The organism is Dactylosporangium sp. NPDC049525 (assembly GCF_040676755.1).
GTDB lineage: Bacteria > Actinomycetota > Actinomycetes > Mycobacteriales > Micromonosporaceae > Dactylosporangium.
Map to the genome: position 1 here is coordinate 517 of NZ_JBFAPO010000075.1, position 19550 is coordinate 20066.

The 19550-nt window shown below is 71.1% G+C and carries 20 protein-coding genes; 9 read left to right on the forward strand and 11 right to left on the reverse strand.

Annotated features, from left to right (window positions below):
* Nucleotides 1-304 precede the first annotated feature (304 nt).
* Nucleotides 305-2266, reverse strand: coding sequence for an ATP-dependent DNA helicase (locus AB0K00_RS51095; RefSeq protein WP_363538110.1), 1962 nt, complete (start codon nucleotides 2264-2266; stop codon nucleotides 305-307).
* A 235-nt stretch (nucleotides 2267-2501) separates the two neighbouring features.
* Here AB0K00_RS51095 and AB0K00_RS51100 point away from each other — a divergent pair, with 235 nt between their 5' ends.
* Nucleotides 2502-3002, forward strand: a complete 501-nt coding sequence (locus AB0K00_RS51100; RefSeq protein WP_363538027.1) for a DUF402 domain-containing protein — start codon at nucleotides 2502-2504, stop codon at nucleotides 3000-3002.
* Here the strand turns inward: AB0K00_RS51100 and sigJ are convergent.
* Nucleotides 2985-3866 (reverse strand): RNA polymerase sigma factor SigJ, encoded by an 882-nt coding sequence (gene sigJ, locus AB0K00_RS51105; protein ID WP_363538029.1) that lies wholly within the window; start codon nucleotides 3864-3866, stop codon nucleotides 2985-2987. The two genes, AB0K00_RS51100 and sigJ, sit on opposite strands and share 18 nt — an antisense overlap.
* A gap of 71 nt (nucleotides 3867-3937) precedes the next feature.
* Here sigJ and AB0K00_RS51110 point away from each other — a divergent pair, with 71 nt between their 5' ends.
* The 3 genes from AB0K00_RS51110 to AB0K00_RS51120 all read left to right on the forward strand — a co-directional run bounded on the left by AB0K00_RS51110 (nucleotide 3938) and on the right by AB0K00_RS51120 (nucleotide 6702).
* Nucleotides 3938-4945, forward strand: a complete 1008-nt coding sequence (locus AB0K00_RS51110; RefSeq protein WP_363538031.1) for a hypothetical protein — start codon at nucleotides 3938-3940, stop codon at nucleotides 4943-4945.
* 114 nt (nucleotides 4946-5059) lie between these two features.
* Nucleotides 5060-5686, forward strand: a complete 627-nt coding sequence (locus AB0K00_RS51115; RefSeq protein WP_363538033.1) for a DUF47 family protein — start codon at nucleotides 5060-5062, stop codon at nucleotides 5684-5686.
* A complete protein-coding gene (locus AB0K00_RS51120; protein ID WP_363538112.1) occupies nucleotides 5686-6702 on the forward strand; it encodes an inorganic phosphate transporter in 1017 nt (338 codons plus the stop codon). Before AB0K00_RS51115 ends, AB0K00_RS51120 begins: the two co-directional genes overlap by 1 nt.
* Here AB0K00_RS51120 and AB0K00_RS51125 read toward each other — a convergent pair.
* From AB0K00_RS51125 to AB0K00_RS51135, 3 genes are read right to left on the reverse strand one after another with little or no spacing between them, the layout of a single operon-like run.
* A complete protein-coding gene (locus AB0K00_RS51125) occupies nucleotides 6699-8714 on the reverse strand; it encodes a M91 family zinc metallopeptidase (protein WP_363538035.1) in 2016 nt (671 codons plus the stop codon). The genes AB0K00_RS51120 and AB0K00_RS51125 overlap by 4 nt on opposite strands.
* Before the next feature lie 37 nt (nucleotides 8715-8751).
* Nucleotides 8752-9078, reverse strand: a complete 327-nt coding sequence (locus AB0K00_RS51130) for a hypothetical protein (protein WP_363538037.1) — start codon at nucleotides 9076-9078, stop codon at nucleotides 8752-8754.
* A gap of 41 nt (nucleotides 9079-9119) precedes the next feature.
* The gene (locus AB0K00_RS51135; protein ID WP_363538039.1) at nucleotides 9120-10097 is read right to left on the reverse strand and encodes a Gfo/Idh/MocA family oxidoreductase; all 978 of its coding nucleotides are present in this window, start codon (nucleotides 10095-10097) and stop codon (nucleotides 9120-9122) included.
* Nucleotides 10098-10135: 38 nt separating this feature from the next.
* Here AB0K00_RS51135 and AB0K00_RS51140 point away from each other — a divergent pair, with 38 nt between their 5' ends.
* Both AB0K00_RS51140 and AB0K00_RS51145 read left to right on the forward strand, forming a co-directional pair.
* Nucleotides 10136-10558, forward strand: a complete 423-nt coding sequence (locus AB0K00_RS51140; protein WP_363538041.1) for a hypothetical protein — start codon at nucleotides 10136-10138, stop codon at nucleotides 10556-10558.
* Nucleotides 10559-10567: 9 nt separating this feature from the next.
* A complete protein-coding gene (locus tag AB0K00_RS51145; RefSeq protein ID WP_363538043.1) occupies nucleotides 10568-11329 on the forward strand; it encodes an NUDIX hydrolase in 762 nt (253 codons plus the stop codon).
* Between the two features lie 4 nt (nucleotides 11330-11333).
* On the opposite strand, the gene pstB is transcribed toward AB0K00_RS51145, so the two are convergent.
* The 6 genes from pstB to AB0K00_RS51175 all read right to left on the reverse strand — a co-directional run bounded on the left by pstB (nucleotide 11334) and on the right by AB0K00_RS51175 (nucleotide 17161).
* Nucleotides 11334-12110: a phosphate ABC transporter ATP-binding protein PstB gene (pstB, locus tag AB0K00_RS51150; protein WP_363538114.1), complete on the reverse strand. Its 777-nt coding sequence runs from the start codon at nucleotides 12108-12110 to the stop codon at nucleotides 11334-11336.
* Between the two features lie 20 nt (nucleotides 12111-12130).
* The gene (gene pstA / locus AB0K00_RS51155; RefSeq protein ID WP_363538045.1) at nucleotides 12131-13213 is read right to left on the reverse strand and encodes a phosphate ABC transporter permease PstA; all 1083 of its coding nucleotides are present in this window, start codon (nucleotides 13211-13213) and stop codon (nucleotides 12131-12133) included.
* Entirely contained in the window at nucleotides 13213-14115 is a 903-nt protein-coding gene (pstC, locus tag AB0K00_RS51160) for a phosphate ABC transporter permease subunit PstC (RefSeq protein WP_363538047.1), read from the reverse strand. Before pstC ends, pstA begins: the two co-directional genes overlap by 1 nt.
* A 97-nt stretch (nucleotides 14116-14212) precedes the next feature.
* Nucleotides 14213-15331, reverse strand: a complete 1119-nt coding sequence (pstS, locus tag AB0K00_RS51165; protein WP_363538049.1) for a phosphate ABC transporter substrate-binding protein PstS — start codon at nucleotides 15329-15331, stop codon at nucleotides 14213-14215.
* A 193-nt stretch (nucleotides 15332-15524) separates the two neighbouring features.
* Nucleotides 15525-16445 (reverse strand): mycothiol synthase, encoded by a 921-nt coding sequence (gene mshD / locus AB0K00_RS51170; protein WP_363538051.1) that lies wholly within the window; start codon nucleotides 16443-16445, stop codon nucleotides 15525-15527.
* Between the two features lie 14 nt (nucleotides 16446-16459).
* Nucleotides 16460-17161: a response regulator transcription factor gene (locus tag AB0K00_RS51175; protein WP_327006563.1), complete on the reverse strand. Its 702-nt coding sequence runs from the start codon at nucleotides 17159-17161 to the stop codon at nucleotides 16460-16462.
* A gap of 456 nt (nucleotides 17162-17617) precedes the next feature.
* Here AB0K00_RS51175 and AB0K00_RS51180 point away from each other — a divergent pair, with 456 nt between their 5' ends.
* The 3 genes from AB0K00_RS51180 (at nucleotide 17618) to AB0K00_RS51190 (ending at nucleotide 19377) form a co-directional block, all read left to right on the forward strand.
* A complete protein-coding gene (locus AB0K00_RS51180) occupies nucleotides 17618-18379 on the forward strand; it encodes a hypothetical protein (protein ID WP_363538053.1) in 762 nt (253 codons plus the stop codon).
* A 79-nt stretch (nucleotides 18380-18458) separates the two neighbouring features.
* Nucleotides 18459-19229, forward strand: a complete 771-nt coding sequence (locus tag AB0K00_RS51185) for a DUF2993 domain-containing protein (protein ID WP_363538055.1) — start codon at nucleotides 18459-18461, stop codon at nucleotides 19227-19229.
* A gap of 79 nt (nucleotides 19230-19308) precedes the next feature.
* Nucleotides 19309-19377, forward strand: coding sequence for a putative leader peptide (locus tag AB0K00_RS51190; protein ID WP_313900978.1), 69 nt, complete (start codon nucleotides 19309-19311; stop codon nucleotides 19375-19377).
* Nucleotides 19378-19550: the final 173 nt, after the last annotated feature.

Consider the following 19550-nt stretch of genomic DNA (forward strand, 5'->3'; position numbering starts at 1 on the left):
GCTCGCACGACCTGGCTCGCACGACCTGGCTCGCACGACCTGGCTCGCACGACCTGGCTCGCACGACCTGGCTCGCACGACCTGGCTCGCACGACCTGGCTCGCACGACCCGGCTCGCAGGACCGGCCGGAAGGCCCGTCCCCGTGGTGGAGCGGGCGCCCGGAACGACGCCGGCCTCGACGGTGACGTCGTGCGAATCGACCCGGGCCGCCGTGGTTGATCGCGAAGCGGGCCAGCCTCGGCCCAGATGGCCGAGCCGGGCGGCAGGCGCCAGGATCACAGCGAGCGCCGGCGGCCGACCCCGCTACGGGTTGGCCAGGCGGCGGAGGGCGGCGCGGACCAGGTCGGGCTTGGTCGTGTACCAGAACGGGGGGAGCGAGGCCCGCAAGAAAGGGCCGTAGCCTCGCGCGGTCTCCAAGCGGGAGTCCAGCACCGCCACCACGCCCTTGTCGGTGCGGGCGCGGATCAGGCGGCCGACGCCCTGGGCGAGCCGGACCGCCGCGATCGGCACGCTGACCGCGGCAAAGCCCGAGCCCCCGGCGGACTCGACGGCGGCGGAGCGGGCGGCGGCCAGGGGCTCGTCGGGGCGGGGGAAGGGCAGCCGGTCGATGATGACGAGCTGGCAGGCGTCGCCGGGGACGTCGACGCCCTGCCAGAGGGACATGACGCCGAGCAGGCAGCTGTTGCGGTCCTCGCGGAACTTGCGGACGAGGATCGGCAGGGACTCCTCGCCCTGCAGAAGGATCGTGATGCCGGAGGTCTTGGCGCGCAGGACCTCCGCGGCCCGCTCGGCGGCCTTGCGGGAGGAGAAGAGGCCGAGGGCGCGGCCGCCGAGGGCCTGGACGAGCTCGACCATCTCGTTGGCCGCGGGGTCGGACAGGCCTGAGGTCTGTGGCCGGGGCAGGTGCGCGGCGACATAGAGGATGCCCTGCTTGGCATAGTCGAACGGGGAGCCGACGTCGAGCGCGTTCCACGCGAGGTCGGCGTCGTCGCGGGCGGCGGAGGCGCGCAGGACCGCTTCGCGGGCGGCCTCGGCCGGTGACGCGCCGCTGGCGAGGGCGGGCGACGGCGTGGTGACCGGCAGGCCGAGGGAGCGGGCGACGGTGTCGAACTGGCCGCCCAGGGCCAGGGTCGCCGACGTGGCGACGACCGTGCGCTCGTGGAACAGGTGGGTGTTGAGGGTGCCGGCGACCGACAGGGGGGCGACGACCACGGCGCGGCGGCCCCGGTCGTCGCGCTCGATCCAGGTGACGTCGTGCTCGGAGCCGGACAGGATCCGCTGGGCGATCTTCGTGAGGTCGCCGACCATCGTCCTGGCCTGCTGCTTGCGGACCGGGTCGGGGTCGTCGGCCTTGACGTCGCCGATGGCGTCGACGGCCTTGCGGCCACCGCCGTCGAGCAGGGTGAGTGCCTCGCCGAGGGTGGTGGGCAGGCCGTCGGTGATGCGGCCGGTGGGCGCGTCGGCGAGCGCGACGGTGAGGGTGTCGCCGGCCTCCATGAGGCGGTCGGCGACGTCGTCGTCGACATAGGGGCGGCAGCGGCGGGCGGCCCGCTCCAGCAGCTCGGGAGTGAGCTCGGCCTGCGAGGCGGAGCTGACCCGGTCGGCGAGCTCGTGCGCCTCGTCGACGACGAGGAGCTTGTGCGGCGGGATGATCATGCGGCCGCTGAGCATGTCGACGGCGAGGAGGCTGTGGTTGGTGACGACGATGTCCGCCTCGCGGGCCCGGGCGCGCGAGGCCTCGGCGAAGCACTCGGAGCCATAGGGGCAGCGGGCCGCGCCGACGCACTCGCGGGCGGGCATCGAGACGAGCTTCCACGCCGAGTCGTCGACGCCCGGGTCGAGCTCGTCGCGGTCACCGGTGTCGGTCTCCATCGCCCAGTCGCGGAGCCGCTCGATGTGCTTGCCGAGCCGTCCGGCCTCGCCGAGCCAGCGGGTCGGCTTGGCCTCGCCGACGTCGAAGAGCGCGTCGTCGGGCTCCTCGACGGAGGTGCCCTCGAGGCGGGCCAGGCAGACGTAGTGGTGCCGGCCCTTGAGCACGGCGAAGGTCGGGCGCCGCTTCAGCAGCGGCTCGACCGCGTCGGCCAGCCGGGGCAGGTCGTGGTCGACGAGCTGTGACTGCAACGCCAGGGTGGCGGTGGACACGACCACGGGCCCGTCGACGAGCAGCGACGGCACGAGATAGGCGAGGGACTTGCCGGTGCCGGTGCCGGCCTGGACGAGCAGATGCTCTTCCCGCTCGGCGGCCTCGGCGATCGCCTCGGCCATCTGCTGCTGCCCGGGTCGCTCGGCGCCGCCGGGGACCGCGCCGACGGCGGCGGAGAGCAGCTCGGTCACGTCCACGGGGGTGCGCTGGGCGGGAAGAGTGGCAGTCACGCCATGGCACGCTACAGCCTCCCTACGACAGAAACCGGCGGCCACGACCGAAACCAACGACCCGTAACGGAATCCAACGGCCGGTGACGGAAACCGATCACCGGGACACGATCAGTACTGTGGGCGCATGACACAGGTGCGGGTGGTCTACCGGAAGTTCGACGGATCGCTGCACTGGAACTACGAGACGAGACTGCTCGGCGAGGACGACCACGGCATCTGGGTCGGCGCCGACAGCGGCACGATCGTGCACCGGGGGCCGACGCGCACCGGCCCGGTCGAGGCGCCGCACGTGCTGCTCTTCCCCCGGCAGGCGTGGTGGACGGCGTGTTTCAACGCATCGCCGCACCGCACCGAGATCTACTGCGACATCACGACGGTGCCGCACTGGATCGAGGAGACCGAGGTCACCATGATCGACCTGGACCTCGACGTGCGGCGGCGGCGCACCGGCGCGATCGAGCTGCTCGACGAGGACGAGTTCGCCGCGCACCAGGTGAAGTACTCCTACCCGGCGGACGTGATCGCCGAGGCGCAGACCAGCGCCGACTGGCTCTTCGGCGCGGTGACGCAGCGCACGGAGCCGTTCGGCCTCAAGTACCTCGAATGGCTAGAACTCGTCCAGTAGGCCGATCTTCACCGGGTTGAGCTGGTTGTAGACGCCGGTGATGAGCCCCGAAGGGCTGACCGCCAGGCTGGCGACCGCGGTCTCGCCGGTGCCGGGCATCCGCACGACCAGCCCGAGGTCGCCGTTGACGAGCGCGGACTGCACGACGTACCCCTCCCGCAGCGACCGCCGGAACAGCCCGAGCACGAAGCGGGCCACCGCGAGGGCGCCGACGACCGGCCGCCGCGCCGCGGATCCGATGCCGCCGCCGTCGCCGAGCGCGACGACGTCGGGGGCGAGGACCTTGAGCAGCGCGTCGAGGTCGCCACCGGCCGCGGCGGCGGTGAAGGCGGCGAGCACCTCCTCCTGCCTGGCCCGGTCGGTGGTGTGCCGGCGTTCACCGTCAGCGACCGCCCGCCGGGCGCGGGAGGCCAGCTGCCGGGCGTTCTCCGTGGTGGTACCGAGCGTCGCCGCCACCTCCGCGAACGGCACGGCGAAGACGTCGTGCAGCACGAAGGCGACCCGCTGCTCGGGGGTCAGCGCGTCCAGGACGAGCAGCAGCGCGATGCTGACGCTGTCCCGGAAGGACACCCGCTCGCCGGGGTCCACCTGCGCCGGGTCGGGGAGCCGCTCGACCAGCGGGGAGGGCAGCCACGGCCCGATGTACGCCTCCCGGCGGGCCTTCGCGGCGCGCAGGTGGTCCAGGCACAGCCGCCCCGTGACGGTGGTCAGCCACGCCCGCAGGTCGGCGACGCCGGTCGTGTCGGCCCCGGCGTAGCGCAGCCAGGCGTCCTGCACGACGTCCTCGGCGTCGGCGCGGCTGCCGAGCATCCGATACGCCACGCCGAACAGATGGTCGCGGTGCGCGCTGAACTCATCGTCCACGCACCCATTCAAGCCCATTGGAGCAGGGCGTTTCCCGCGCGGGCGATATGTACGTTACATACCATTTGAGGATGAGCAATGGTCTGGCCACGGTCGCCAGCGGACTGGTGGGCCTCGCGGCGATGGGTGCACTGGCCGCGGCGCGGGCACGGCGGGGCCGGCCGTACCTCGCCGACGGCCTTCTCGTCGCGGTCGACGGCCCCGCCGACCCGGTCGCCGCCGCGGTCCGCGCGGGCTTCGCGGGCGTCGAGGTCGCCGTCCGCCTCGACCACGACACCCGGCCACCGGTCCTGCGGCTCGACTGTGTGATGCCCCCCGGTGAGCCTGCGCCGACCTTCGAGGCGGCGGTACTGGATCCCCTCGCCGCCCTGGTCGACGCGAGCCCGCTCGCCCGGGTCCATCCACGCCGGGCCGAGCCGTTCCTGCTGCTCGTCCACGCCGACCCGGGGGTGGCCGCGCCCCGGCCCGGCAGCACCAGGGAAAGGCCGCCGCACCAGCGGGGCCCGTTGCTGCTGCAGGCGGCGCGCCCGGAGTACGAGGCCCTCGACCTCCTGCTGCGCCCGCGGGCCGAACTGCTGACCACGTTCCTCGGCGGGCGGGTCGTGCCGGGCGCGATCACGGTCGTGCTGACCGGGCCGTACTGGTCCCGCGCGGACCTGCTGGGCGCCTACGAGCGGTTCGCGTTCCTGGAGGGGCGCTTCAGCGACCTGGACGAGGGCGGCCTGCCGGTCACCGTCGCGCCGCTGGTCACCGACGCGCTCGGGGCCAGGCTCGGCTGGGACCCGCGGGAGGAGTGGCCCGAGTTCCCCGCCGAGGCGCGGCACATCCTGCGGTCTCTGATCGGCGCCGCACACGCCGGCGGGCGGCGCGTCCGGTTCGTCGACGTCCCCGAGGACCCGCGAGCGGTGCGGACGGCCTTCTGGCAGGAACTGCGCGCCGCTGGGGTCGACCTGATCGCCAGCCGACACCGCGCCCCACTTGCCCGGTTTCTTCGGAAACCGACCAACAAAGACCGGAAGCACCGGGCTGAGTCACGCCGCATGGCGGTTCTCGATGAATTCAACGTGAACGAAAGATGAACTACACATGGGTTGTGGACTGCGGTTCGGCCGCTTCCAGTAGTGGGATCTAGCATTCCCGCCGAGGGCCAACCGGTTGCTCGCGGATTTCGTTCACGTCTCGAGGTCAGGGCTGTGCGTTTCAGGCTTCGTCCCAGCGACGATTCGTTCTACGAGTTCTTCACCCGTGCGGCGATGAATCTCGTGATCGGCACGGAGCTGCTCTCCGAGCTGGCGCTGCCGGGCGTCGACGTGCAGAGCGTCAGTGAGCGCCTGGTCGAGGTCGAGCACGACAGCGACGCGATCACGCATCAGCTCTACAAGAAGATCAACTCCAGCTTCATCACGCCGTTCGACCGGGAGGACATCTACCGGCTCGGCTCGCTCCTCGACGACGTGATGGACCACCTCGAGGCGGTCGGCAGCCTGCTGTACCTGTACGGCCTGACCAAGCTGCCGTCGCTGCCCCGCGAGCTGCACGAGATCGTCAAGGTCCTCGACCAGCAGGCCCGGCTCACCGCCGAGGCGATGCCGCGGCTGAAGACCATGAAGAACCTCGAGGAGTACTGGGTCGAGTGCAACCGGCTGGAGAACGAGGGCGACAACGCGTACCGCATGCTGCTCGTGCGGCTCTTCTCCGGTGAGTACGACGCGCTGACGGTGCTGAAGATGAAAGAGGTCGTCGACGAGCTCGAGGCCGCCTGCGATGCCTTCGAGCACGTGGCGAACACGATCGAGACCATCGTCGTCAAGGAGTCCTGATCAGCGCGCAACTGATCGCCGTGCTCGCCGTCATCCTCGTGGCGCTGGTGTTCGACTACACCAACGGATTCCATGACGCAGCCAACGCGATCGCGACCTCCGTCTCCACGCGCGCGCTCAGCCCGCGGACCGGCCTGATCATGGCCGCGCTCGGCAACTTCGCCGGCGCGCACCTCGGCGGCGCGGTCGCCAAGACCGTCGGCAGCGGCATCATCCACCCGCCGAGCGGTATGAGCGGCCTCGGCATCGTGTTCGCCGGCGTGGTCGGCGCCATCACGTGGAACCTCATCACCTGGTACTTCGGGATCCCGTCCTCCTCGTCGCACGCCCTGGTCGGCGGCCTGGTCGGGGCGTCGCTCGGCGCGATGCTCTTCGACGTCGAGGGCGCCACCGTGCTGTGGTCCGGCATCGTGGAGAAGGTCGTCATCCCGATGGTGGCCTCGCCGCTGGTCGGCTTCACGCTCGGCGGGATCATGATGATCGCCATCATGTGGATCTTCCGCAACGGCAACCCGCGCAAGCTCAACAAGGGCTTCCGCTACGCGCAGACCGTCTCCGCCGCCGCGATGTCGGTCGGCCACGGCATGCAGGACGCCGCGAAGACCATGGGCATCGTGGTGCTCGCCCTCTATGCCGGCGGATACCAGGACAACACCAGCCACATCCCGTGGTGGGTCTTCTGGACCTCCTCGACGATGCTGGCCCTGGGCACCTACTCCGGCGGCTGGCGGATCATCCGCACGCTGGGCCGCAAGGTCATCGACCTCGACCCGCCGCAGGGGTTCGCGGCCGAGACCGTCGCCTCGGGTGTGTTGTTCACCACGTCATGGCTCGGCGTACCGATCTCGACGACCCACACGATCACCTCGGCGATCATGGGCGTCGGCGCGACCAAGCGGCTCTCCGCGGTCCGGTGGAACGTCGCCGGCAACATCCTGATCGCCTGGGTCCTCACCTTCCCGGCCGCGGGCGCCATCGCCGTCGTCGCCTACCTGATCGCCCGCCCCCTGTTCTAGGGCATGCCATAGGTGTCCCGGTGCGCGAGGTGCAGCTCGGCGCGCAGGCCGTTCTCGGTGAGCTCCACGGGGTGCCGCGGGTCGATCCGGTTGGCGGTCGCGGGGTCGCCGTCGTCGTCGATCGGCAGCCCGGTCGCCTGGCGTTCGAAGTTGCCCACCGGGTTGCCGTAGCCGTCGACGTCGCGCCCGCTCGCACCGTTGTACGGGTGCCGGTTGAGCGTGCCGTGCGTGTAGTCGTACACGTGCGCCAGCTCGTGGAACAGCGTCACCACCGGCGGGCGGCCGTCCTGCATGCCGCCCCACGCCGGGTTGTAGAGCACCGCCGGCGGCGGACCCGGCCTGGCGTGGCCGTTGTCGCCGAGCTCCGGCCGGATGACCAGCGGCGTGCCGGCCGCCTGCAGCCCGGCGAGCATCTGCCGGCCGTCGGGGGAGGCGCTGAGCAGGTCCAGGTCGGCCTGGACCCGTTCGACGTACTCCGCGTCGCCCTCGATCCGCACGAAGCCGTCCAACCCGGCCGAGGACTCGACCGCGACCATCCGCTCGACCCCGGCCGCGGTGTCCTCGCCCTGGCCGTACAGGGTGTCGTCGCCCGCGCCGCCGAGCACGGTGTCGGCGCCGGCACCGGAGTTGACGACGTCGTCGCCGGCCCCGCCGATCAGCACGTCGTCGCCGCGGCCACCGGACAGGACATCCTGGCCGGTGCCGCCGTCGAGGGTGTCGTCGCCGGTGCCGCCCTCCAGGTAGTCCCCGCCCGCGCCGCCGATCAGGGTGTCCCGGCCGGACAGGCCGTAGAGCACGTCGCCGCCCTCACCGCCGTCGAGCCGGTCGTCGCCCGCGCCGCCGTCGAGGTAGTCGGCGGAGTCCCCGCCGAACAGCGTGTCGTCGCCGGCGTTGCCGGCCAGCCGGTCCTCGCCGTCGCCGCCGTCGACGGTGTCCGCGCCGCCACCCGCGCTGATCACGTCGTCGCCGTCGCCGCCGAACAGCAGGTCATCGCCCTCGCCGCCGTCGATCCGGGCCATGCCGGCGCTGCCCCAGAGCCGGTCGTCGCCGCCCTCCAGCGCCGCGGTCTCCGCCTCCGGCCGGCCGCCGCGCCACGGGCCCAGACTGACCAGGTCGTTGCCCTCGCCGGCCCGTACGTGGTCCACGCCCGCACCGGCCAGCAGCGTGTCGTTGCCGGCTCCGCCCTCGAGGGTGTCGTCGCCCGAGCCGCCGAGCACGGTGACCGCGCCGGCGCCCTCCACGTGGACCGCGTCGTTGCCGGCGCCGGTGCGGACCACCAGCCGGGCGCCCGCCGGCACCCGCACGGGCACGCCGTCGACCAGCACGATCCGGCTGCCGTCCGGCTCGGTGCGCACCGTCACGACGTCGTCCCCGCCGGTGGCGTTGACCACGACGCTGCCGGCCGTGATCACGTCGACGCCGGTCGCCGGCTCGGTGGCCGCCCGCCAGCCTTCCACGCGCCCCGCCGCGATCTCGCGCCATTGCGTCGAGATCACCGCCCACGGTGGCCGCGAAGCGCGCAGTGCCGCGTCGTGTACGACCAGCGCCTGCACCACCTCCGCCCGGATGGCGGTCGCGTCGGCCACGGCATGCCCGACGGCGTCGGCCTGGCCCTGGTCCGCCGGGCTGAACGTGACGCCGGCACCGGTCCGCCGGTGCGGCACGAGTGCGGCGATGCGGCTCCAGGCATCGTCGAGCAGGTTCTGGCCCCGCCGCAGCAGCGCCGCCATCGCCTCATACCGGGCGGCGGTGGCCGGGGCGAGCCGCGCCACCGTGTCCAGGTCGCGGCCGAGCTTGCCGCGGTGCCACTGGTAGCTGTCGGCGGCGTCGCCGGTCCACGCCGCGCCGGTCACCGGGCGGGTCGCCGCGTCCAGCAGCGCGAGCGCCGCGGCGGCGTCCTGACCCGTCGCCCGCCACACCCCGGCGGCCGCGTCGAGCAGGTCCGGCCGCGCGCCGAGCCGCCACAGGTCGTCGACGGCAACCGCCTCGAGCACCGCCCCGTTCGTCGTCACGCCGCCGCCTCCGCTGCGCCCCGCCGCCGCGCGCCGGTCACGCCGCCGCTCCTCGGGAACCGCCCATGCGCAGGTCGGCGGCGCGGTCGGCCTCGTGATACGCGAACGCGGTGCGCCACAGCCGCTCGGCGTCGCCCTCCAGGACCGCGACCAGGGACGTGATCGCGGCCTGGCCGTCCTGCAGCACCAGCTCGCAGGTGCCGTGGACCGCTGCGGCGCCGCCGAGGGTGCCGAAGGCCGACACGGGGACCGGCAGGTGCCGGTAGCCGGTGCGGAAGTGGTCGCCGAGGCGCTCGGCCGCGGCCAGGCTGGCATCCGCCAGATCGCTCAGCGCTCCGGGATCGGCCCGGATCTCCTTCGCCATATCGCGCAGGGTAGCCAAGCCGGAACGATCAGGTGGTCCCGTCAGGCCGAGTAGTCAAGACCGACCTTTACCCGTACAACATCCAAAACGGTCAAAATGTCCAGCGTTTCGGCGAGCGGGACCAGCGGGCTCTCCGTGAGGCCCTCGCGCAGGCACCGGTGCACCTCCGCGGCCTCGAACTGGTAGCCGGCACCCTCGAACGGCAGGTCCACCGTCTCGGCCTCGCCGCCGTGCCAGACGGTGAAGCCCGACGGGTGGAAGAAGTCACGGGGCACCTCGATCCGGCCGGCGGTGCCCGTGATCGTCGCCCGGCGCGCGCTGTCGCCGACCAGCGAGCACGTCAGCGCCGCGACCGCGCCGGAGTCGTAGCCCAGCAGGATGCCGGTGTTCTCGTCGACGCCGCCGGGGCTGAGCCGGGCCCACGCCTCGATGCTGGACGGCGCGCCGAGGAACAGGTGCGCGAACGTCACCGGGTAGATCCCGACGTCATACAGGGCACCGCCGCCGAGGGCCCGGTCCCACAGCCGGTGCGTGTCGTCGCGGGGCACCAGCATGCCGAAGTCCGCGTGCACGGCGGTCGGCTCACCGATCGCGCCTTCCTTGACGAGGTCGACCATCCGCCGGACCGCCGGGATGCAGCGCGTCCACATCGCCTCCATGAGGAACACGCCGTTGCTGCGGGCGGTCTCCACCAGGATCTCCGAGGACGCCACATCGAGCGTGAACGGCTTCTCCGTCAGCGTCGCCTTGCCCGCGGCGAGGGACAGCATCGTCGCGTCGAAGTGCGCTGTGTGCGGCGTCGCCACATAGATCGCGTCGACCTCGGGGTCGTCGACCAGCGCCTGCCAGGAGCCGTGCGCCCGCGGGATGTCGTGCTTCGCCGCGAACCGCTCGGCGTTCGCGGTGGTGCGGGAGCCGACGGCCGCCACCGAGGCGTCGGGCAGCAGGCGCAGGTCTTCGACGAACGTGCTCGCGATGCTGCCGGTGGACAGGATGCCCCAGCGAATGCGGTCGGTCATGACGTTCAACCTAGTGCTTCACCGGGTAACGGACCGCTGTGGGATCTGATGAACAACACCGCAGGCCGGACGGGGTTTCCGACGTCTCCGTCGAGGCACTGGGCAAGCTGAGCGAGGCACTGGAGACCGTGGAACGGGCCCGCGGGCGCCTCTACGACCTGCATCAGCTGATCGGCCACGCCGACCTGATGCTCGACGAGGCCGTCGACCTGTTCCGCGACGGCGGTCACGCCAAGCTTGCCGAGCGTATCGAGACCGAGCTCGTGGGCCGCAACGTCATTGCCGGCCGCTGGACGTTCCAGCTCGTCGAGGAGTTCGACGACGGCTACTACGCCCTGTTCAAGGAGCTGGACCGGACCGCCCGCGACGAGCTGATCGGCGGCCGGCGCCACGTGTTCGAGGCCGAGATGAAAGAGCGCCGCCGCACCCACGGCCGCCCCGGCCACGAAGCCGCACCTTAGGCTGGACGCATGGTCGAGTTCCGTCTGCCGCCCGGTCTGGCGGAGCGTGCCCGTGAGTTCGCCGCAGCAGGTGGTGTACCGGTGGAGCCCCGCCTCGCCAGCACCGTGGTGCTGTTGCGCCCGCCGTTCGAGGTGTACCTGTTGCGCCGGGTCCCGACGATGGCGTTCGCCGCGTCGATGTACGTCTTCCCCGGCGGGGGCGTCGACCCGCGGGACGCGACCGTCCAGCCCGACTGGGCGGGGCCGTCGCCGGCGCAGTGGGCGGCCCGGCTGCGCCTGCCGGAGTCCGTGGCCCGCTCGGTCGTGTGCGCGGCGGTCCGGGAGGTGTTCGAGGAGTCCGGGGTGCTGCTCGCCGGCGCCGACGTGGACACCGTCGTCGGTGACGTCAGCGGCCCCGACTGGGAGCGGGCCAGGCTGGCACTGATCGGCCGGGAGCTCGGCTTCGCCGAGTTCCTCACCCGCAACGGGCTGGTGCTGCGCTCCGACCTGCTGGTGCCGTGGTCGCGCTGGATCACGCCGGAGTTCGAGCCGCGGCGCTTCGACACCTACTTCTTCCTCGCCGCGCTGCCGGAGGGGCAGGTCACGAGGGATGTCGGCGGGGAGGCCGACGACACGGTCTGGTGCGCGCCGGCCGATGCCGCGGACGGCCGCTTCACGATGCTGCCGCCGACCACCTTCACGCTGACCGAGGTGGCTGAGGCGGGCAGCATCGAGGCGGCCCTGGCGGCGGCGTCGAACCGGGATCCGGCCGACGCCATCCGCCCGATCTGACGTCCTAGCCGAACCGGCCGGTGATGTAGTCCTCGGTCTTCTTGACCGACGGGTTCGTGAAGATCTTCGCGGTGTCGTCGTACTCGATGAGGCGGCCGGGGTCTCCGGTCTTGTCGATCGAGAAGAACCCGGTGCGGTCCGAGACGCGGGCCGCCTGCTGCATGTTGTGCGTGACGATCACGATCGTGTACTGGTTCTTCAGCTCGGTGATCAGGTCCTCGATCGCGAGCGTGGAGATCGGGTCGAGCGCCGAGCAGGGCTCGTCCATCAGCACGACCTGCGGCTCGACCGCGATGGCGCGGGCGATGCACAGGCGCTGCTGCTGACCGCCGGACAGGCCGGCGCCGGGACGGGCGAGCCGGTCCTTGACCTCGTTCCACAGGTTGGCGCTGCGCAGCGCCTTCTCGGCGATCTCCTCGAGCAGCGACTTCTTGCGCACGCCGTTGAGGCGCAGGCCGGCCACCACGTTGTCGAAGATCGACATGGTCGGGAACGGGTTGGGCCGCTGGAAGACCATGCCGATCATCCGGCGGACGGCGGTGACGTCGACGTCCTTGTCGTAGATGTTCTGCCCGTCGATGAGGAGCTGCCCCTCGATGCGGGCGTTGGGCAGGACCTCGTGCATACGGTTGATCGACCGCAGGAACGTCGACTTGCCGCAGCCGGAGGGTCCGATCAGGGCCGTCACCGACTTCGGCTCGATCGTCATCGAGACGCCGTCGATCGCCTTGAACGATCCGTAGTACGAGGTGACACCGTGGGCTTCGATGCGCTTTGCCATGTCGGGCGCTCCAGTGAGGGTCATCGGGCGAGCTTGTTGCGGCTGGCCAGCAGCTTCGCCGCGACGGTCAGGACCAGGACGAGGACGACCAGCGTGAGCGCCGCCGTCCAGGCGCGGCCAGGTGCGAACTCCGAGGCGACGCCGGCCTGCTCGAACACGTAGAGCGACAGCGACGACTGGTTGCCGCTGAACACGTTGAAGTTGATCGAGCTGAGGCCGCCGGCGACCAGCAGGACCGGGGCGGTCTCACCCGCGGCCCTGGCCACCGCCAGCATGACACCGGTGACGATGCCGGGACCAGCGGTCGGCAGCACAATGCTGACGATCGTCTTCCACTTCGCCACGCCGAGGGCGTAGGCGCCCTCACGCAGCGCGGTGGGCACCAGCCGCAGCATCTCCTCGGTCGAGCGCACCACGGTCGGCAGCATCAGGACGCTGAGCGACAGGGCCGCGGCGAAGCCCGAGTAGCGGGCGTTGCCGTTGTTGAACAGCGGGGTGACCGTGAAGACCCAGAACGACAGGATGAACAGGCCGGACACGATCGACGGGATGCCGGTCATGACGTCGACGAAGAAGCGGATCGCGTTGGCCAGGAAGCCGCGGCCGTATTCGACGATGTAGATCGCGCCGAGGATGCCCAGCGGCACCGTGATCAGCGTGGCGATGCCGGCCTGCTCGAGCGTGCCGATGATCGCGTGGTAGGCACCGCCCTTCTCGTCGAACGCGCCGATGTTGTTCATCGACGTGCCGAAGAAATTGCCGTCCAGGCGGGTGCTGCCCTTGCTGAGCAGCGTCCAGGCCACCGAGAGTAGCGGCGCCAGGGCGAGGATGAACGCGCCGTAGATCAGGGTGGTGGCGATCCGGTTGCGGGCCGACCGGCCGCCCTCGACGACCGTCGCCGCGATGCCGAGGAACGCCACGAACAGCACGGCGGCGACGACGCCCGTGAGCACCGCGCCGCCCCACGAGGTCAGATAGACCAGGATGAACGACACGACCAGCGCCGCCACGGCGACCGCCCACGGCGACCACTTCGGCAGTGACTTCGTGCGGAGCTGCTGCGCGTTCTGCAGGCCCACCGGCTCCTTGGTTTGCACGCTCATCATGCGCTCCCGACGAACTCACGGCGCCGGTACACGATCGCGCGGGCGGCCATGTTGACGACCAGGGTGATGGCGAACAGCACCAGACCGGAGGCGATCAGGGCGCCACGGCCGAATTCGTCGGCCTCGCCGAACCGGTTGGCGATGTTGGAGGCGATGGTGATGCCGCCGGGGCCGATGAAGTCCCAGTTGATGGCGAAGACACTGCCGAGGGTCAGCGCGAGGGCGATCGTCTCGCCGAGCGCGCGGCCCAGGCCGAGCATGACCGAGGCGATGATGCCCGCCTTGCCGTAGGGGATCACGGCGGTGCGGATCATCTCCCACTTGGTGGAGCCGAGCGCGAGCGCGGCCTCCTGGTTCTCCCGCGGGGTCTGCAGGAACACCTCACGCGACAGCGACGTCACGATCGGCAGGATCATGATTGCCAGCACGATCGAGCCGAGCAGGACCGACTTGCCATAGGGACCCTCGCTGCCGAAGATCGGCAGCCAGCCGACGGTGTCGTGCAGCCACTTCGACAGGTTGGTGACCGGCTCGTAGAAGTAGTCGCGGCCCCAGAGGCCGAACACGACACTGGGGACGGCGGCCAGCAGGTCGATGACGAAGCTCAGGCTGGTGGCCACCCGGCGGTGCGCGTAGTGCGACAGGCACAGCGCAATGCCCAGCGCGACCGGCACCGCCATCAGCAGCGCGAGCGCCGCCGTGAGGACCGTGCCGAACGCCGTCGCCGCGATGCCGAACTTCTTGGTGTCGGAGTCGGTGAACCACTCTTTGTAGGTGAGGAAGTTCTCGTTGTCGTCCTGAATGGCGGGGATGGCCTTCACGACGAGGAAGACGGCGATGGCGGCGATGATGATGAGCACCATCGAGCCGGCGAACGTCGCAGTGCTGCGGAACAGCATGTCGGCGCCGAGTCGGCGGCGCCTCGGAAGACCGCCACCTCCGCCGGGCGAACCGGCGGAGGTGGCAGGCAGAGTCTCCTGGCTCAAGACAGGCCTGTCAGGCCAGGTTCTTGATGGAGGCAGCAACCTTGGTCTGGACCGACGCCGGCAGCGGCGCGTAGCCCAGCTTGTCGAGCAGGGCCTGGCCGTCGGTGCTGGCGGTGAAGCCCAGGAAGCCCTTGACCAGCTCGAGCTTGTCGGCCGGGGTGCCCTTGCTGCAGACGATCTCGTAGGTCACCAGGACGATCGGGTAGGCCCCGGCCTCCTTGGTGGCGTAGTCGATCGACAGCTTCAGGTCGTCGCCGGTGCCGGTGATCTTGGCGCCCGCAACGGTCTTGCCGGCGGCCGCACCGGTCAGCGCGGTGTACTCACCGGCGCCGTTGTAGACCTTGGCGGTGCCGAGCGCGTTGGCCTTGGCGAACGACCACTCGACGTAGCCGATGGCACCGGCCGTCTTCTTGACCGCGGCCGCGACGCCGTCGGAGCCCTTCTCGGCCTGGCCGCCGGTGGCCTTCCAGACCTTGTCCTTGCCGAAGGTCCAGGCGCCCGCCGAGGCCTTGGTCAGGTAGTCCGTGAAGTTCTCCGTCGTGCCGGAGGAGTCCGAACGGTGCACGGCGAGGATCGGGCTCGACGGCAGCGACGCGCTCGGGTTGTCACCCTTGATCGCGGCGTCGTCCCACTTGGTGATCGAGCCGGCGAAGATCTTGGCGAGGGTCTCCGGCTTGAGCTGGAGGTCCTTGACGCCGTCGAGGTTGTAGGCGATCGCGATCGGGCCCGTGACCATCGGCAGGTTGAGCGCCGGGTTGCCGCCACAGCGAGCGGTGGCCTTGGTGGTCTCGTCGCCGTCCTTGAGGGCGGAGTCGGAACCGGCGAAGTCGGCCGTGCCACCCGAGAAGGCGGTGATACCGGCACCGGAGCCGGTGCCCTGGTAGTCGATCTTGGCGTCAGCACACTTCTGCTGGTACGACTTGATCCACTCGTCCATCGCGTTCTTCTGCGCGGACGAGCCCTGGGCCGTCAGTGAGCCCTTGGCGCAGGTGATGGTGGAGGCCGGGGCGCTGCCACCGTTGCTGCCCGTCGTGCTGGGGGTCTCGTTGTTATCCGAGCCGCACGCGGTGAGCGCCAGCGTCGCGGTGAGCGCGATGCCGGCCATGATGCCGTGCCGCTTGAAGTTCACTGCGGTCCCTTCGTCGGGGTGCCGCCGACGGGGGTCGTCGACTGAGAAGGACGCTAAGAGCGCCAGGTAACCGGCCCTCCGGGTCCGAATGAACGGGCGGTGAACAGGTCCTGCGATGAAGGTGACGCCTGATCGGAGGCCAGTTGGACAATGGGTGAACTGCCCACTGGAGATGGTTGGTGCCTGTTTTGCGTCAGACGCCGCGCTGGAAGCTCACATCGTTGGCCCAGCGCACGAAACCCAGCCGTTGGTACAGGGCCACGGCCCGCCGGTTGTCCTCGTCGACATAGAGCATGACCTGCGCAAGCCCGCGGGAACGCAGGTGCCAGAGGCCGGCCAGGGTCAGCGCGCGGCCCAGCCCGCCGCCGTGCGCGCCGGGCGCGACGCCCAGCACGTAGACCTCACCGATCGGCTCGTGCGGGTGATCCTCAAGATCACCGTGGATCTTGGTCCAGTGGAAGCCGACGAGACGGTCCCCGCGGAACGCCAGCAGGAAACCCTCCGCGTCGAACCACGGCTCCCGCAGCCGGACGTGCAGGTCCTCGAGGGTCCACTTGCCCTGCTCCGGGTGATCGGCGAAGGCGGCCGTGTTGACCGCGAGCCAGGCGGCGTCGTCCTCGCCCGGCCGGAACGCACGCAGGGTCACGCCCTCGGGCAGCACGACCTCGTCCAGCGGTGCGAACAGCGACCGCCGCAGTTGCAGCAGCACCCGCGCGCGGTTGAAGCCGAGGCTGACCGCAAGCGCGGAGGCCGACGGGTGGTCACCGTGCGCCCACAACCGCAGCCGGCCGCCGGCGCGCTCGTCGGCGACCGCGATCGCCGCCTTTGCCAGCGCCCGGCCGACGCCGCGCCGGCGGTGCAGCGGATGCACCGCCAGCTCCGCCGAGGCGCCCGCGACCGCGTCGGTGGTGTCGACGTGCGCGTAGCCCACGACGGCGCCGGCGGCGTCGCGGGCCAGCAGGTGGACCGCCTGCGTCTCACCCCCGTGCCGCAGGTGCAGCACCACGTGCTCGGACAGCGGCAGCGCGCCGTCGGTGTCGCCGGCCGCCTGGCTCAGCGCGAGCACCTGGTCGACCTCACTGGCGGACAGGTGGTCAAGGTGCTCGACGGTCACGGGTGAAGTCTAGATCAGACCCTTACCGGCTCCGACTCGTGCAGCGGGCGGGCCGGTGGGACGACGAACTTGTAGCCGACCTGACGCACGGTGCCGATCATCGACTCGTACTCCGAGCCGAGCTTCGCGCGCAGGCGCCGGACGTGCACGTCGACGGTGCGGGTGCCGCCGAAGTAGTCGTAGCCCCAGACCTCGCGCAGGAGCTGGTCGCGGGTGAAGACCCGGCCGGGGTGCTGCGCCAGGAACTTGAGCAGCTCGAACTCCTTGTACGTGAGGTCGAGCGGGCGGCCCTTGAGCTTCGCCGCATACGTGTCGGGGTCGATCGTCAGCTCGCCGGCCTTGATCATGCCGCCGCTCGCGGCCGCGGCGGAGTTGAGGCGCCCGACGGCCAGGCGCAGCCGGGCCTCGATCTCGGCGGGGCCGGCGGTGGCCAGGATGACGTCGTCGAGGCCCCAGTCGGCGTGCAGGGCGACGAGACCCGCCTCGGTCACGACCGCCAGCAGGGGGACACCCAGCCCGGTGGCGTGCAGCATGCGGCAGGTCGCGCGGGCGTCGGCCAGCTCGGTGCGGGCGTCGACGATGACGGCGTCAGGGCTCGGTCCGCTCACCAGTGTGCGGACGTCACGGGGGGCGGTGCGCACCGTGTGGGGCAGCAGGTCCAGGCCGGGCAGGACCACCTGGCCCGCGGGAGCCGCGGTCAGCAGCAGAATCTCCACGAGTCACCTCCGTGGCCGCGGCGCACCTCTCGCAGTGGGCGCTGTGGCGCCCCTGGAAAGGGCGGCGGCTCTGTTCGTCCCGGCCACACTGACGGGAGGGTTGTGGGTGTATCCCCACAGAAGAATATCTGAGTATTCATGTTTTGCGGCCAGCGGGAATCCAGATCGAGACAGTCGGGTGAGCCACACCCCACCGTTTCCGCCATCGTGCTATGCGGTTTCCTCATCCCGGTGCTGCCCGGGTCCGGGGCGTTCTGGCACCATCGGGGCGTGCCCGCTACCCCGCCCGCCCCCGAGGACCACGGTGCCTGGCCTCCGCCCGCCGATCCGGCTCCCCGCCGACGGCGGCGCGAAGAGGCGGCCCCCGCCGAAGGGTGGGAAGTTCCCGATACGTCCGAATCGTGGCCGCCGGTCCGACGGCTGGTCTCCCTCGGCATCGCGGGGTTCGCCGCCCTGATGACCATCGGCCTGGTCGTCGGCGCGCAGACCAGGCACGAGTCCTACGCCGTGGTGATCTTCGGCGTGCAGGTGCTGTTCGTCGCCGTGTGGACCATCGCCAGCCGCCCGCCCGCCCCGCGCGTCGTCGCCGCCGTCGGCATCGCGGTCGCGATCGGCACCGACGTCGCCGCCGTCCTGACCCGTCCCGCGTCCCTCGCGCCGCTGGCGTACGTCACCGCCGCCGGCTTCATCGTCGGTGTCGTCGGCCAGCTCACCCGCCCCGCCGGCCGGCAGCGGGTCACCGAGTCGCTCGGCTCGTCGCTGGTCGTCACCCTCGGCGTCGTCGCCTTCGCCAGCGTGATCGTGCTCAGCCGGAACGTGCGCGGCACCCAGGCCATCGTCGCCTGCCTCGCCGCGGCCGGCATCGCGATCCTCATCGCCCGGCTCACCGACGCGATCGTCGCGCTGCCCCGCATCGCGCCGCAGGTCCCGCGCGGCGGCGCCGGCGTCGTGCTCGGCGCGATGGTCGGCACGGCCGCCGCCGGCGCCATCGGCAACCTGCTGGACGGCATCACCCCGCTGCCCAGCGCCCTCGCCGGGCTGGCCACCGCCATCGTGGCGGTCATGGTCGACCTGTCCGTCGGCTATGCGGAGGCCAGCCGCCTCATCGACGGTGATGAGCCCGCCCTGTACCTGGCCCGGTACATCCAGGGCCCGATGGGCGCCTTCGCCTTCGCCGCCCCCGCCGCCTACGTCGCCAGCGTCCTGCTCCTGCTGTAGTTCAGAGGTTGCCAGGGTACGAAATCCTGGTGTCTGGGTACGTCCCGGTACAACACACGCAGGATGCGGAAGGAGCGCCGTGGCGGCGAGTCGAGGGGCCAAGATCGGCATTGTCCTGGTCGTGCTGGCGGTGGTCCTGGTCGGTGTGCTCTTCGTCGCGGACCGTATCGCGGCGAGCACCGCGAAGGACCGCATCACCGACGAGACCCGCAAGCAGCTCGCGGCCAACTCGGTCACCTACGAGGGCGACCCCTCGGTGAAGATCGCCGGTTTCCCCTTCCTCACCCAGGTGCTCGCCGGGGAGTACCAGAAGATCACGATCGCGCTGAGCAAGCCGCAGATCGAGAACGTGAAACTCGAAGAGCTCACCGTCGACGCCAAGGCGGTCAAGGCCGACGCCCGCGACCTGATGAACGGCACAGGCGAGGTCGTCGCCGGCGAGGTCGCCGGCCGGGCCACCATGACCTGGGACAACGTCCGCAAGCTGCTGGAGTTCACCAACCTGCCGCAGGGCGTGGACCCCTCCGCGGTCGACGTGAAGGTCGTCAACAACAAGATCGAGCTGCGGCTGCCGTTCCAGTACCAGGGCTTCAAGGCCGTGATCATCGCGAACGGCAGCATGGTCGTCGAGGCGGGCAAGGTCCTGCTCAAGCTGGAGTCGGTCACCACCGACCAGGGCAACCTGCCGAAGTTCGTCAACGACCTCATCCAGACCAACAAGAGCCGGCTCCAGGTGACCTTGAAGCTGCCGGGCCTGCCCTACAACCTGGTGATCAACTCCGCCGAGACCACCGACTCCGGCCTGCTCGTCATCGCCTCGGCCAAGAACGTCCCGCTGTCCGGCCAGTGATCAGGTCCAACAGGCGGACAGTGACTCAACGGACCCTGGGCCGACCCTCTCCGCGATGCTAGGCTGCCTGACCATGAGCATGCTGCTCACCAGACGGCGCGCGGTCGACCTGTGCCGCGTGGCCACCTGCCTGTGTTGCCGCCCCTAATGGTGCGGCCCTGCAGCGTGCTCTTCTAACGGCTCGAGGCAGCGGCGCCCCAGACCGATGGGTCTGGCGGGCGTTTTCCAGTCCGCGGCAGTTTCCAGACTCATCGCCGAAACCGTGATCCGTCCCCTCGGGTCGCGCGCGGCGTGGTGCACACCCCGACCCGTGTGTCGACT

What these genes read in the sequence shown, in the direction of transcription:
- AB0K00_RS51095 (WP_363538110.1), bottom strand. Translation starts at nt 2,266, where the DNA reads ATGGCCGAGGCGATCGCCGAGGCCGCCGAGCGGGAAGAGCATCTGCTC.
- AB0K00_RS51100 (WP_363538027.1), top strand. Translation starts at nt 2,502, where the DNA reads ATGACACAGGTGCGGGTGGTCTACCGGAAGTTCGACGGATCGCTGCAC.
- AB0K00_RS51110 (WP_363538031.1), top strand. Translation starts at nt 3,938, where the DNA reads ATGAGCAATGGTCTGGCCACGGTCGCCAGCGGACTGGTGGGCCTCGCG.
- AB0K00_RS51130 (WP_363538037.1), bottom strand. Translation starts at nt 9,078, where the DNA reads ATGGCGAAGGAGATCCGGGCCGATCCCGGAGCGCTGAGCGATCTGGCG.
- AB0K00_RS51135 (WP_363538039.1), bottom strand. Translation starts at nt 10,097, where the DNA reads ATGACCGACCGCATTCGCTGGGGCATCCTGTCCACCGGCAGCATCGCG.
- AB0K00_RS51145 (WP_363538043.1), top strand. Translation starts at nt 10,568, where the DNA reads ATGGTCGAGTTCCGTCTGCCGCCCGGTCTGGCGGAGCGTGCCCGTGAG.
- pstB (WP_363538114.1), bottom strand. Translation starts at nt 12,110, where the DNA reads ATGGCAAAGCGCATCGAAGCCCACGGTGTCACCTCGTACTACGGATCG.
- pstA (WP_363538045.1), bottom strand. Translation starts at nt 13,213, where the DNA reads ATGAGCGTGCAAACCAAGGAGCCGGTGGGCCTGCAGAACGCGCAGCAG.
- pstC (WP_363538047.1), bottom strand. Translation starts at nt 14,115, where the DNA reads ATGCTGTTCCGCAGCACTGCGACGTTCGCCGGCTCGATGGTGCTCATC.
- AB0K00_RS51180 (WP_363538053.1), top strand. Translation starts at nt 17,618, where the DNA reads ATGACCATCGGCCTGGTCGTCGGCGCGCAGACCAGGCACGAGTCCTAC.